The following is a 13,280-nucleotide window of genomic DNA, read 5'->3' as shown; positions in this document are numbered from 1 at the left end:
AAATATGGAGACGCTTTACACTGTTTTACTGGCAGACCTCAGCATGGTGCTGGTCTGCTACGCTATTTTACTGCTGGCCTTTGCGGCCAATGTGGTGCTGAGCTTGTATCACAATATCAATATCACCGGAGAGCGCTTTGATGCTAAAAGGCTATGGCAGGGTGTCAAAAAAGCCTTGGTGCTGGTCTTTGGTACTATGCTGATGGTTGCAGCTGTAGACGCAGCCACAACAATGCTGACGCAGTATGTGCCGGATATCAATGACCAGGTTCATGATCTCATCACCGTGGCTATGATTGCCGCTACGATCGGTGTAGCAGCATGGCGCTATATCAAGGATGCATACAGTACGTTTATCAATATCCTTAACGGTAAGCCCTCAGAGGTCGCAGCTGCGGTAGATGCAAAGGAGTAACTAAGATGTCAGATGCTATTATTATCGCCTTGATTGGTGGTGTATGCACTGCTATACCATCTTTAATCGCAACTATCATAATCAATAATAAATCTACTGCTGTCATGCAATACAAAATTGATGATCTAACTAAAAAAGTAGAAAAACACAATAATGTTGTAGAACGTATGGCGGTTGCAGAAAACAGTATCAAGTCAGCACATCATCGTATTGATGATTTGATGGATAAATAGGAGGAAATCAAAAATGGCATTTAAGAAAAGAACAAGCCTGTCCGGTTTGACAGGCAGTGAGTGGATGGATTGGGCTGTACGCAGAACTGGTGTGAATATGCCAAATTGCTTTACCTACGCTACAGCCCGTATCAGCGAGATTTTAGGACGTGAGGAGTATTTGGATAGCCCACGGGTAAACGGTGCACAGGAGTTATGGGATAACTATTCAAACGGCTTTAAACGCTCAAAATATGCTGTAGAGGGTGCACTCATGATCTGGCAGTATGGCCAGTATGGACATGTGGCGGTATGCGAAGAAATAATTGATGCTAATACTGTAGCTTGGTCACAGTCAAATTATGGTGGCAAAAATTTTGAGTATATCAAAGGCAATCCTAACGGATATAAGGGAATGCACTTTCTGGGATATCTGGTACACGATAAGTTGCCAAAAGCAGAGGCAGCGAAACCATCTACCAGTAAGCCTGCAACATCCAGTATCAAAGCTGGTAGCAAGGTTAAAATCAAGTCCAGCGCCACAAAGTATGCTACAGGTCAGACAATCCCTGCGTGGGTTAAAGGTAAAACCTATACAGTCCAGCAAGTATCTGGCAGTAAGGCATTGATCAAAGAGATAACATCCTGGGTTAAAACATCCGACCTACAGGTAACTGGTAATGCAACAGTGATTGCCGTCGGCAAAAAGGTCAAGGTAAAAAAGACAGCCAAGACCTATGCAACAGGGCAGGATATCCCATCATTTGTAAAAGGTGCTACATACACTGTAATGCAAATAAGCGGCGAAAAGGTATTACTGAAAGAAATTATGAGCTGGGTAAGGAAAACAGACTTAGAGTAAAAAACTATCCTACTTCTCTTGATTGAGAGGTAGGATTTTTTTGTTGTAAATATATTTTAAAATGTTACAATATAGACATGGATAGGGGGAGTTACATATGTCTAAATATTTAGATTCATACTTAAAAAACGAAATCAAAGTATTAAATTGTATCAAAATTCCAGATTTGGAACATATCATAAGTGTTTTAGAACATAAAAGGAAGCAGAAATCTTCTATATTTATTTGTGGTAATGGCGGAAGTGCTACCACTGCATCACATTTTACTTGTGATTTAAACAATTTAGAAAAATTCAAAGACGGTATAAAATTCAAGTGTTTTTGCTTAAATGATAATATAGCACAACTCACTGCAACAGCAAACGATATTGGTTATAATAAAATTTTTACGAGAGCCTTGAGTAATAGAGCATCATCAGATGATATTTTGATTTTATTATCAGCAAGTGGAGATAGTGAAAATATCGTGGATGTAGCAGAGTATGCAAGAGATAGCGAAATATACACCATAAGTATATCTGGGTTTGATGGTGGTCGAGTTGCCAAGATAACAGATCTAAGTGTAATAATACCTATAGATAATATACTGATTGTAGAAGATATTCATTTAGTTATAAATCATATGATAGCTAATTATTTTAATCGAATATAAGAAGGATCAGTCATAAAATGATGGAGCTAATTGATCTCATATTAGGAGCAGTCTTTGGGGTATTGTGCGACCGTATTTATATTGAATTTGTCTTACCATTTTTTAAAAGCTTACGAATGCGGAAAGACCAAGCAACATCAAAGAAGTTATATTTCTCAAGAAAAACAATGGATTATATTTTGAGAACACATAAAAATGATTATGTATATAATTGTAAAATTGGAGAAACATCAATTAGCATACCTTTTATTACGACTTTGTTGTGGGAATCATTAGATATTGATGTTTTAGAACATGAGAACATAATTACATATGTGAATACAACGAAATGTAATTATCCGGTTCATGATAAGCTAATAAAAAGAAAACAAAAGCAAGGACTGAATCTATTTGATGATCCCAGTTTATTTGTTCATAGCATATCTTATGATAAAAATCATTTTGAAGTACAGGCTGGGCAATATTCCTATTTCCAGAGAATCTCATATGTATTTGATTTCAGAAAGGAAACATATAATTGTATTTTCAGCCACGTTAGAACGAATGAAAAATTAAGGAAAAAATATTTAAAAAATATAAATGGGAACTATGTACTTTCAGATAATGTGATCCCCTTTGGTTGTGATACAGTTTTTGTTATCAAAATTGATAATGAATATAAGATATGCATACACGAGAGATCAAAAGAAACAGTGAATTATCCTGGAGCATATATGGTTGTTCCTTCTTTCGGATTTGGATGCATAAAAAATATCTCAAATCCGTTACTATATTCTTTTTTGAGAGAGTACTGTGAAGAATTATTCAATAGAGCAGAGACAAGCTCTGAAGATAATCATATAGATCCATTTTGGTTTTATAAGCAATATGAAGAAGTTGCAGACATTTTAGAATTGATAAAAAAGAACGAATTCTATATTCATGTAATTGGATGTGGATTTGATGCGATTGAAGGCTTTTTCAATATTTCTTTATTAGCAATTGTAAAGGACGATATGTTATCAAAAAAAATATACAATAACTGCATTGGAAATTGGGAAACCGCTAATCATAATATTAAATTCGTATCAATAAAATCTAAAGAACTAGAAGCAATTTTAAAAAGAAATTGTTATTGTCCTTCTACAGCTTTTTCTATATCTAGAGCCATAAAAATAATAAATAGCATGATGTAAAATTATATATAACTCTTAATTTATTCTGATTATAATGCGCTTATACATACAAAAGTAAACAAAGCAGTATTTGCGGCACTTGATCACCTTTGCGTGGTCTTTTGATATTATACACAGGTGAATGGGGAGAGCCTATATAAAAAGGGGGTTAAATATTGCCATTATTTACCAGACCTTTTTTAGCGTGATATATTAGCGTGATATATATTACAATATTATCCTGCAAAGGAGGCCTATACATGAGGAGAATAAGCAGAAAAAAGGCTTGGAGTATATTGTCAAGTCATAGTGTTGTAGTCTTAGGGCATGGGGAAGCAACAATCAAAGAAACAAAGGAAGTGATTAAAAAGACAGTTGAATTAGTACCAGATGTTATTGAAAGTATGATTGAGAAAAGCAGCATTTATGCAGCACAACATACGGATCAAGCCATTATATGGGATGATGGAAATGAAATGGAGTTTAGATGTCTTTTAGATGCTTTCTTAGATGGTGATATTTTATATTTTAGAGAATATAGCGAAAAGAATCCAACTACTACAGCAGTGCATGTTATAAATTTGGAAGAAATAAAGGATACTACGGAGATAGACAATGGGGAAGTAATACAGTTGCTCATCGAAATGATGGATATAGAAGACGATTATGATGATCTGATATCACTAAACGAATACATAGAAAATGAGGGTATGGCAGAGGTGCTGCTAAAGCTAGCAAGAATCTATTGCATGAACATAATGAATGTTAACTGATGACTTGCTTAAAGAAATTAACGATAAGGAAATCGTTATAATATTCTTTTTTTGGAAAAATATGGATTTGAAATCAGCTCACTTATTAGGATATAAAACTGAAAAACAGATAAAAGCGATAGATATGTCCAGAAAATGCACCGCTACAGTAAAAAATGGAAAAATTATCCTGCGAAATAGGAAAATATTGGTAAATAAAATATCAAATATTTACCGAGATTGCCATATACATAATCTTATTTATATCTTGGGAGTGGATTTTACATGTACTTTATATATTTTTGATAGCAAAAAGAGGTAAAATGCCTCTTTTTTTCTCCGCAAAAGTATATATTTACCTAAAAATAGTTGATTGCGAAAAACCGGGTTTCTGATTTTATGTGAATTTTATGTGATAGCTGCGATAAATAAAGGCTTTTTTGCATGTCAATACCCCTTGAAAAATTAACTGTTCATAGACCGTCAACTTGTTTCAGAGCGCCCAAAAGTAATTATAAAAGGTATATAATATAGTTACAACGCGTTGGTAAATAACACAAGAAAAGCGAGGATAAATAAATGAATATTGTTAAACAAAAAAGAATTGAAAAGGGGATCAGCGTGGGTGAAATGGCAAATAAACTATGTATTACTAAAAGTAATTATATAAAATATGAGAATTCATTACGTGATATAAATGCTTTTATGTATATGAAAATATGTCTCTTATTAGGGATCGAATAACATTGCATTAACCATAATTTTGGAATTTAAAGAACGTGTAAGTTACACGAAAGTTACAAAATAGTGCTATACTATAGTATATAAAGGGATGTTTCGTCTTCTCGGTAAGAAGTAAGACGATACCTACAAAGGATTTCATAACTCTTTGAAATCACAGGGATGTTTCCAATCAATGGAGATATCCCTCTTTTTTGTAAGAAAGGACAGGGGAGAGGCTATGCTGAAGGAACGGGCAGAAAAAAAGAAATTTAAAGAGGGCTTTGCGAATGAGGTAAAAGAAATCTATGCACTGACGCAGGATGACGTATACTCGGCAAGATTGAGAGGTGAGCTTTGCTGGACAGCGGGAATCCGTCTGCTTGCCTTTGTGGATGTGAAAAGCGGGGAACTGAAGCAGGAGAAAAAGGTTGTACAGTGGATGCTGAGTGAAAAGGAAAACCATAAGGTGGGGAAGCTGCATCACTTGAAAAAGGAAACGATTTATCGCCTGAGGGTACGGGAATCGCTGCCGCAGAAAAACATATGGACAAACGAGGAATTGCCGCAGGGTGCCCGCTTTCTGCTGGTGGATGTGCTGGAACGTGATGTCAAACAAAAGCAGCTGCAGGAAATTTTGAATAAATACCAGACACCTGTTGTAATGCGGCTTTCAGATCGCTGTGAGCTGCAGCTGAATCGTTCTCTGTCTATGTTTCAGGGACAGGATATGTGGAATGGAAAAACGATAGAGGTCACACTGGATGTGGATAGAGAAAATGAAGAATGTGCAGAAGCGGCGCTTTCTATATATCAAAAGCTGAAAAAGGATGAGCGCGAATGGGATGAAGAAGCCCGCAATTATGCTGCGCAGGAGCTGCTCAGCTGTGCAATCGACTGGCAGCAGGAGGAGGAAGCTGAATTGAATGCAGAAGGCTTTATCCGCCGTATCCAAATAGAGACTGTCAGTATATCGCAGGAGGGTGATTTTGAATTCTATTATAATGATGACGATATTTTTGCAGGACATGTCATCATTGTCAGCGGAAATATGGAAAAGGGCTGTACCTATGCAGAATTTGCAGGGTAAAATCTGCATTTAGAAATCTATATAGAAGGTTCCAGCTGCAATAGAAAAGGACTCTTATCCTGTTAGGCTTTCTCAATTCCGGTATATGAGAAACGTGAAATACAAAAGAATTGATATTTCTCAAATCTTTTGTATTTCATTATCTTCCTTGTACCGTAAAGTGAGAAAGAATCATCCGGTTTCATAACCAACAGGATAAGAGTTTCTATTTACGTATGATGGCAGAAGGCACTTTTCAAGTGCTTCTCTGCTTTATTTTTTACGCATATGGATGCCACTGATGATTCCATATGTCACAAGCCATGTGACAGGGATGATCATCCAGCCTATTCTCCAGGCATCCTTACCCATCAGCATCCCCGCTCCCACATATAGGATAGAGGCACAGCCGATTGTGACATAATACAGTCAGGAAAAGCGTTCCCCTTTCTTTTTGCGGTGGTATTCCTCATTAATGATCAACAGCTCATAGGTATTCATTGAGCAGCCTGCATGAATAAACATATAAACCGCAATGGAAATCAGCAGCAGATAGACGGGATCCATCAGCCCTTCTTCAAAATACAGTACTTCCTCACTTAGAATGGCGATGATACAGGTAAGGAAAATCAGCAGCAATCCTCCGATAATTAGCCGCTTGTATTTACGCTGCAGCCTTTTATTTTCCTCCTTCAGCTCCTGTAAATGATCATGATCAAAATACAGCGGTTCCTCCTCCAGCTTTTTATAATCATCCCGCTCGAAGGCAAGGGATACGAATATCGCAATGCCTGCAGCGATGAAAAGCATGGAAAAAACACTCATCATATTCTCCATAGACGGTAATAGCAGAATCGGCAGACCGGAAAGCATGCAAAGCAGTGTACCGCCGGCGATTCGTCTGGTTGTTCTTTTTTCCTGATGCAAATAGCCCTGTACACACTCCCGGCTTGCATAATATCCCGGCTCCTGCGGCAGCGACTCTCCTCCCTCATCCTTTAATAGATAATCCATGGACACGGAAAAGATATTACCAATCATCAGCATTTTTTCCGTTTCCGGATATCCCTGATCGTTCTCCCATTTACTGACTGCCTGTCTGGATACATGCAATCGGGAGGCAAGCTCCTCCTGTGATATCCCGCTCTCTTTTCTAAGCTTCTGTAATTTTTCTCCAAATTTCATCTTGTTCACCTCACACATATACTAACAAACACCGTGTATTCACACTACCAAATACCTCTTGCGTTTTGTCAACCTTACGTTGCATTTCCTGTTTTCTATAAGAAGTATAGCATATTTTTCCTATATCTGCTGTTTCTATCCAAATACAAAGTGAAAACTCAGATGCGGTATATTTGATAAGCTAAAAGCATACAGATTAAAGAGTACTTTGTGAATTGCATAACTTTTTAACTAGCACTAGGAAAATACATGAAAATGATGTATAATATTAGATATCAAATGTAAACGATTACATAAGAGGAGGAATGCTTAATGGGCAAGAAGTATGTTTACCTGTTTTCAGAAGGAAATGGGCAGATGAGAGAGCTGCTTGGCGGTAAGGGCGCAAACCTGGCAGAAATGATGAACCTCGGTATGCCTGTACCTTTTGGTTTTACTGTTACAACAGAGGCATGTAACCAGTATTATGCCGACGGTGAGGAAATCAATGAAGCAATTCGCAAGGAAATCTTCGATTATTTAATGAAATTGGAAGAACTGTCTCAAAAACAGTTTGGTGATCCGAAAAATCCGTTATTAGTATCCGTAAGATCTGGGGCGCGTGCGTCTATGCCAGGAATGATGGATACCATTTTAAATTTAGGACTGAATGATGAGGTTGTAGAGGGTGTAGCCAGACTGACGGATAATCCGCGTTTCGCATATGATTCCTACCGCCGTTTTATTCAGATGTTCGCAGATGTTGTCATGGGTCTGAACAAAGCGAAGTTTGAAGAGATCATTGATGAAATGAAAGAGAAAAAAGGTGTCGAGCAGGATACCGAGCTTGATGCGGATGACATGAAGGAAATGGTGAAACGCTTCAAGAAATTTTATAAGGAATCTCTGGAGGAGGACTTCCCATCCGATCCAAAGGAACAATTATACCGTGCTATTGAGGCGGTATTCCGCTCCTGGAATAACCAGCGTGCGATTTTCTATCGTAAGATGAATGATATTCCTGGTGACTGGGGTACTGCTGTCAACGTGCAGATGATGGTATTCGGTAACATGGGGAATGACTGTGGAACCGGTGTTGCCTTTACCCGTAATCCTAGTACAGGAGAAAACAAGCTGTATGGTGAATTCCTGATGAATGCACAGGGAGAGGATGTTGTCGCAGGTATCCGTACTCCGCAGACCATTGATCAGCTGAAGGAAATTGCTCCGGCTGCCTATGAGAAATTTACAGAAATCTGTGCGGCTCTGGAAAGCCACTATAAAAATATGCAGGATATGGAATTTACCATTGAAAAGGGTAATCTGTTTATGCTGCAGACCCGTAACGGTAAGCGTACGGCAGCTTCTGCTTTGAAGATTGCCTGTGATATGGTAGATGAAGGTATGATTACAAAAGAAGAGGCCTTGATGATGGTGGAGCCGAAGCAGCTGGATTCCTTACTGCATCCGCGCTTTGATGATGCGGATTTAAAGAGTGCAAAGCCGATTGCCAGTGCATTACCGGCATCACCAGGTGCAGCCTGCGGACAGATTGTATTCTCTGCAGAGGAAGCAATCGAAGAAACAGCGCTTGGTCACAAGGTTATTCTGGTACGTCTGGAAACATCCCCTGAGGATATCGAGGGTATGCATGTATCCGAGGGTATTCTGACAGTGCGCGGTGGTATGACTTCTCATGCGGCTGTAGTTGCCCGTGGTATGGGGGCATGCTGCGTATCCGGTTGTGGAGATATTAAAATCAATGAAGAAGAAAAATACTTCGAAGTAAATGAAGAACGTTATAATAAGGGCGACTTTATTTCTCTGGATGGATCTACCGGTAATATTTACGGTCGTAAGATTAAGACGGTTCCTGCTGAGATTTCCGGTGATTTTGAGCGTTTCATGGGATGGGCGGATGAAGTCCGTACCCTGAAGGTCAGAACAAATGCAGATACACCAAAGGATGCAGAACAGGCTGTGGCATTCGGTGCAGAGGGTATCGGTCTGGTACGTACAGAGCATATGTTCTTTGAGGGTGACCGTATCAAGGCTGTTCGTGAAATGATCGTATCCAAGACAGAGGGACAGAGAAGAAAAGCTCTTGCCAAGTTGCTTCCTATGCAGCGTGGTGATTTTGAAGGAATCTATGAAGCAATGCATGGACTTCCAGTGACAATTCGTTATCTGGATCCGCCTCTGCATGAATTCCTGCCAACCAGCTCCTATGATATTGCACAGCTGGCAAAGGATATGAATATTGATCTGGAAGAATTGAGAAATGTAATTACTAGTCTGCATGAATTTAACCCTATGATGGGTCATCGCGGATGCCGTCTTGCTATATCGTATCCGGAAATTGCAGAAATGCAGACAACGGCTGTAATTGAAGCTGCAATCAATGTGAACAAAAAGCATCCGGAATGGAAGATTGAACCGGAAATCATGATCCCGCTGGTTGGCGATAAGGCAGAATTGAAATATGTTAAGGATATCGTAATTCGTACAGCGGATGAAATCTTAAAACGTGAAGAGTTTGCGATGAAATACCATGTTGGAACCATGATTGAAATTCCGCGTGCTGCATTGCTGGCTGATGAAATTGCCGAAGAAGCTGAGTTCTTCAGCTTTGGAACAAATGATTTGACACAGATGACATTTGGGTTCTCCCGTGATGATGCCGGTGGTTTCCTAAATGATTACTATGAAAAGAAGATTTTTGAACAGGATCCGTTTGCCAAGGTTGACCAGAAGGGTGTCGGAAAACTGATTGAAATGGCTGTAGCTGGCGGAAGAAAAACGCGTCCGGATATCAAGCTTGGTATTTGCGGAGAGCATGGCGGAGAACCAAGCAGTATTGAGTTCTGTCACCGTATGGGACTTAGCTATGTATCCTGCAGTCCATTCCGTGTACCGATTGCCAGACTTGCTGCAGCACAAGCCGTGGTCAAGGAAAGAGGTCAATAGATACATATCACGTACATGATAGTACAGACCCTGTATTAGAGAGTGCAAAGTATGTATCGGAAGGTGCAGAATATGTACTGCTTATAAACCTCATGATTACAAGAGCTGTTGCTATGCGTTATGCAATAACCTTTCCTGAAGTGACACATGTGAAACGATGGAAGGATCAAAAAATGGCGATATATATAGGGCTTTTTGGAGATGTGATTTGAAATCACATCTCTTTTTTGCTGTTTTTCATGTTTTTATATTATGCACTTTGACATGATAAAATATGAAATCCAAAAAATGTACCAAAAGGTACACACTTGTATTTTTTTGAAGAAAACTGGCTGACAGGCACATAAAAGCATTAAGAGTAATAAATGTTAAGGTTGATAAAAATCGATATATATATTTAAAGCAGTGGGAATTCAAATGAAGGACATTCGTATATGCTTAGGTTTGAACCGAACTGATTCCTCAAAATTTACAAAGATAAATAAAGCTTATTTATATCTTATCTTCAAATATGAAACCTTATTAGAAATTTCAAAAAAATATAATGGAGTCATAATCAGGTATATCGTTTATCTATATTGCTATATGCATGTAAAAATTAAATTACTTTTGAAGAGTTATTTTATACACTATAAATTTCCAATTATTGCCAGTGAATACGATATAACAAAATGCTATGATAAGATTAAAATATCAAAGGAGCTGGATAGGATGAAGAAGACGGTATTGAATAAGAACATAATGGGGAAATTCAAAGTATATTTATATGGTGAAGAAAGAAGTAAGGCAACGATTGAAAAATATATGAGGGATATCATGCACTTTTATGAGTATCTGCCTGAAAATGATAAAGCAATAACCAAGGAAAGACTTGTTGATTATAAGAATAGTCTGTCTGAGGAATATAAGGTATCTAGTATCAACAGTATGCTTGTCGCACTAAATGGTCTGCTTGATTACTTGAAGCTGGGAAATCTGAAATTGAAATTGCATAAGGTACAGCGCTCAGCTTTTTATGAAGAGGAAAGGGAATTGACAAAAGTTGAATATAAGCGCTTGCTGGATACAGCCTTGAAGAGAAATGATAAACGTTTGTATATGCTGTTACAGACGATATGTGGTACAGGTATCAGAGTATCCGAGCATAAATACATAACAGTAGAGGCAGTGAAAGAAGGAAAGGCAGTTGTACGAAACAAGGGAAAGACGAGAATAGTGTTCCTGCCAAAGAAGTTGAAAAGATTATTAAAGGATTATTGTAAACAGGAAAACATATCTGCAGGGTCAGTGTTTGTCACAAAGAGTGGAAGACCGATGGATCGCAGTAATATCTGGAGTGCTATGAAAAAACTATGCCGTGATGCCAGAGTTGATGATACAAAAGTATTTCCACACAATTTACGGCATTTATTTGCCTTGACATTTTATCGTCTACAGAAAGATGTTGTAAGATTAGCAGATTTATTGGGTCATGCCAGTATCGAGACGACAAGGATCTATACTACGATAACAGGTAGAGAATGTCAAAAATCACTTTCAAAAATGGATTTGGTGATAGCACTAACGATATAAGCTCAGATAAAAAGTATTTGATATAGTTTAGAAAAATCATAATATGTACATGCCTGAGAAACGAAAGGATAAAGCGTAAAGAGCTTTTAGATAAATATTTATAGGATATATGTTTTTTCTTATTTATCTCTATACCACATAATACGGATTATGTGGTATAGAGATAAATTACACATGAATTTTATTTAATTCCGATTATTCAGTACATTGAAATAATGCGATAAACAGGACACTTTAAAGATGAATCGATAGCTCTCTTTAATGAAGCGAATCTCATCTTTATCACATTTTATCAGTAAAATTTTACAATAGCAATGCATTTTCGTGAACGGTTGCTCACAGGAGTGAATTGTTATAAATCATCACTTTTGTACTCGTGTGTGAATTTTTACATAACAAAAACAGAATAGCTGTGATATCTTAAAATACTGTATGTTTATATCCCTTCCATCTCTTAAGAATGTCCGTGAGGATTGACTTCAATTAAGAGATTTTTTTTATTTAGGCTAGTCTTATATGAAATTCAATGCTTGAAAATCCTCAATACCACATAATCCGTATTATGTGGTATTGAGACATCGTTATTAGAATAAAAGTAATTCGAAATGTAATAGAAATCGAAATATAAATGAAATGGATGTAAGGCTCTCTCCTATGATAAGAATGGGATGCGTGCTTACTACTTTTAACATGGAGGGATAGCGATGCTGAAAAAGAAGATAGAAGAATGCATATTTCTGACAGATAAAATCATGACTGATCATTATCGTGGAAATGACGATCTGCTGAAATCACATATAGGAGAGAACTGTCTATGGATCGGATCTTGTGACAGTGAATATTATTCTGGAAAAGCCAAGGTCATAGAAGTCTTGGAAGAATGGCTGGGAGACCTGCCTTTAATAACCCTATTTTCAAAATCATTTGAATGTATCACACAAGATCGATATAGCTGCACGATCGTAGGACGATATGTAGGAGCTACCGATGAATCCAGCGGAGAGATATTCAGTGATAAGCAGAGAGTCACCTTCTGCTGGAAGGAAGTGAAGGATGAACTGCTCATAGAACATATCCACGTATCGAATCCAATGAAGAATATTCCAGCAGAGGAAGTGTTTCCGCATGATGTTGGAAAATATACGAAGCAGTATATGACGATGTTGATCGAAAAAGAAATCAAAAGTATGGGAAGCATCTGTGTCAGAGACAATGAGAATGTCAATCATAAGATCCTCATCGGAGAGATCATATATTTAGAGGCGTTCAATAAAGAAACGCTCATCCATACCACACATGGCGATATCTGTGCAAGACTGCAGATGGTGATGGTGGAAAAGATCATCAATGATGAGCAGCCGGAGCTTGTCGTGCGTGTGCATAAGAGCTTTTGTGCAAGCCGGTATTATATAGAGAGTATCTGTCGGTATGAATTGAAATTGTACGGGGGACATAAGGTACCGGTTTCAAGAAGCGGCTATCTACAGATAAAGGAGCAGCTTCAATTGAAGGAGGCGTATTATGACAGAGGAAGCGATGAATAAGGGATATACACATATGGACTATCGGAAAGCGAAGATCATCCATCTCGTCGATCGTTCACAGGAAGAGCGTTTCATCTACAAGGGAAGAACGATCACCAAAGAAGAGGCTGATGAGATTGTAGAAACACATCTGTTTGTCAGCGTAAAAAGTCCAAATAAGTGAAGCTTTGTGGGAAATGGAAAGCAAAGGGATAGAG

General features: G+C 38.0%; 13 protein-coding genes and 1 pseudogene. 13 read left to right on the top strand and 1 reads right to left on the bottom strand.

The annotated features are described in order from the left end of the window. Window positions 1-4: 4 nt before the first annotated feature. The 9 genes from GKZ87_13290 (at window position 5) to GKZ87_13250 (ending at window position 5,857) form a co-directional block, all read left to right on the top strand. Window positions 5-415 (top strand): hypothetical protein, encoded by a 411-nt coding sequence (locus tag GKZ87_13290; protein ID QSI26390.1) that lies wholly within the window; start codon window positions 5-7, stop codon window positions 413-415. Window positions 416-420: 5 nt separating this feature from the next. Next, window positions 421-648, top strand: coding sequence for a hypothetical protein (locus GKZ87_13285; GenBank protein QSI26389.1), 228 nt, complete (start codon window positions 421-423; stop codon window positions 646-648). A gap of 13 nt (window positions 649-661) precedes the next feature. Continuing rightward, a complete protein-coding gene (locus tag GKZ87_13280) occupies window positions 662-1,489 on the top strand; it encodes a CHAP domain-containing protein (protein QSI26388.1) in 828 nt (275 codons plus the stop codon). Window positions 1,490-1,586: 97 nt separating this feature from the next. Beyond that, on the top strand, window positions 1,587-2,141 hold the full coding sequence (locus tag GKZ87_13275; protein QSI26387.1) for an SIS domain-containing protein: 555 nt from the start codon (window positions 1,587-1,589) through the stop codon (window positions 2,139-2,141). Between the two features lie 17 nt (window positions 2,142-2,158). Then, the gene (locus GKZ87_13270; GenBank protein ID QSI26386.1) at window positions 2,159-3,316 is read left to right on the top strand and encodes a hypothetical protein; all 1,158 of its coding nucleotides are present in this window, start codon (window positions 2,159-2,161) and stop codon (window positions 3,314-3,316) included. Between the two features lie 239 nt (window positions 3,317-3,555). Further along, window positions 3,556-4,068, top strand: a complete 513-nt coding sequence (locus tag GKZ87_13265; protein QSI26385.1) for a hypothetical protein — start codon at window positions 3,556-3,558, stop codon at window positions 4,066-4,068. Then, the gene (locus GKZ87_13260) at window positions 4,058-4,369 is read left to right on the top strand and encodes a hypothetical protein (protein ID QSI26384.1); all 312 of its coding nucleotides are present in this window, start codon (window positions 4,058-4,060) and stop codon (window positions 4,367-4,369) included. The genes GKZ87_13265 and GKZ87_13260 overlap by 11 nt, the downstream gene beginning before the upstream one ends. A 257-nt stretch (window positions 4,370-4,626) precedes the next feature. Then, window positions 4,627-4,791: a helix-turn-helix domain-containing protein gene (locus GKZ87_13255; GenBank protein ID QSI26383.1), complete on the top strand. Its 165-nt coding sequence runs from the start codon at window positions 4,627-4,629 to the stop codon at window positions 4,789-4,791. Between the two features lie 217 nt (window positions 4,792-5,008). Then, complete coding sequence (locus tag GKZ87_13250) at window positions 5,009-5,857, top strand: DUF2262 domain-containing protein (GenBank protein QSI26382.1); 849 nt, start codon at window positions 5,009-5,011, stop codon at window positions 5,855-5,857. Window positions 5,858-6,109: 252 nt separating this feature from the next. On the opposite strand, the pseudogene GKZ87_13245 reads toward GKZ87_13250, so the two are convergent. After that, window positions 6,110-7,021: pseudogene (locus GKZ87_13245) on the bottom strand (helix-turn-helix domain-containing protein). 312 nt (window positions 7,022-7,333) lie between these two features. On the opposite strand from GKZ87_13245, the gene GKZ87_13240 reads away from it, so the two are divergent. The 4 genes from GKZ87_13240 to GKZ87_13225 all read left to right on the top strand — a co-directional run bounded on the left by GKZ87_13240 (window position 7,334) and on the right by GKZ87_13225 (window position 13,246). Further along, complete coding sequence (locus GKZ87_13240; protein QSI26381.1) at window positions 7,334-9,967, top strand: pyruvate, phosphate dikinase; 2,634 nt, start codon at window positions 7,334-7,336, stop codon at window positions 9,965-9,967. 711 nt (window positions 9,968-10,678) lie between these two features. After that, window positions 10,679-11,539 (top strand): tyrosine-type recombinase/integrase, encoded by an 861-nt coding sequence (locus GKZ87_13235; GenBank protein QSI26380.1) that lies wholly within the window; start codon window positions 10,679-10,681, stop codon window positions 11,537-11,539. 704 nt (window positions 11,540-12,243) lie between these two features. Further along, window positions 12,244-13,083: a hypothetical protein gene (locus GKZ87_13230; protein ID QSI26379.1), complete on the top strand. Its 840-nt coding sequence runs from the start codon at window positions 12,244-12,246 to the stop codon at window positions 13,081-13,083. Continuing rightward, on the top strand, window positions 13,061-13,246 hold the full coding sequence (locus GKZ87_13225) for a hypothetical protein (GenBank protein QSI26378.1): 186 nt from the start codon (window positions 13,061-13,063) through the stop codon (window positions 13,244-13,246). Before GKZ87_13230 ends, GKZ87_13225 begins: the two co-directional genes overlap by 23 nt. Window positions 13,247-13,280: the final 34 nt, after the last annotated feature.

This window comes from Erysipelotrichaceae bacterium 66202529 (assembly GCA_017161075.1).
Classification (GTDB): Bacteria; Bacillota_I; Bacilli_A; order Erysipelotrichales; family Erysipelotrichaceae; genus Clostridium_AQ.
The sequence above is the reverse complement of the archived record's forward strand: the minus strand, read 5'-3'. Positions and strand labels throughout refer to the sequence as shown.

What these genes read in the sequence shown, in the direction of transcription:
- GKZ87_13290 (QSI26390.1), top strand. Translation starts at nt 5, where the DNA reads ATGGAGACGCTTTACACTGTTTTACTGGCAGACCTCAGCATGGTGCTG.
- GKZ87_13285 (QSI26389.1), top strand. Translation starts at nt 421, where the DNA reads ATGTCAGATGCTATTATTATCGCCTTGATTGGTGGTGTATGCACTGCT.
- GKZ87_13280 (QSI26388.1), top strand. Translation starts at nt 662, where the DNA reads ATGGCATTTAAGAAAAGAACAAGCCTGTCCGGTTTGACAGGCAGTGAG.
- GKZ87_13275 (QSI26387.1), top strand. Translation starts at nt 1,587, where the DNA reads ATGTCTAAATATTTAGATTCATACTTAAAAAACGAAATCAAAGTATTA.
- GKZ87_13270 (QSI26386.1), top strand. Translation starts at nt 2,159, where the DNA reads ATGATGGAGCTAATTGATCTCATATTAGGAGCAGTCTTTGGGGTATTG.
- GKZ87_13265 (QSI26385.1), top strand. Translation starts at nt 3,556, where the DNA reads ATGAGGAGAATAAGCAGAAAAAAGGCTTGGAGTATATTGTCAAGTCAT.
- GKZ87_13260 (QSI26384.1), top strand. Translation starts at nt 4,058, where the DNA reads ATGTTAACTGATGACTTGCTTAAAGAAATTAACGATAAGGAAATCGTT.
- GKZ87_13255 (QSI26383.1), top strand. Translation starts at nt 4,627, where the DNA reads ATGAATATTGTTAAACAAAAAAGAATTGAAAAGGGGATCAGCGTGGGT.
- GKZ87_13250 (QSI26382.1), top strand. Translation starts at nt 5,009, where the DNA reads ATGCTGAAGGAACGGGCAGAAAAAAAGAAATTTAAAGAGGGCTTTGCG.
- GKZ87_13240 (QSI26381.1), top strand. Translation starts at nt 7,334, where the DNA reads ATGGGCAAGAAGTATGTTTACCTGTTTTCAGAAGGAAATGGGCAGATG.
- GKZ87_13235 (QSI26380.1), top strand. Translation starts at nt 10,679, where the DNA reads ATGAAGAAGACGGTATTGAATAAGAACATAATGGGGAAATTCAAAGTA.
- GKZ87_13230 (QSI26379.1), top strand. Translation starts at nt 12,244, where the DNA reads ATGCTGAAAAAGAAGATAGAAGAATGCATATTTCTGACAGATAAAATC.
- GKZ87_13225 (QSI26378.1), top strand. Translation starts at nt 13,061, where the DNA reads ATGACAGAGGAAGCGATGAATAAGGGATATACACATATGGACTATCGG.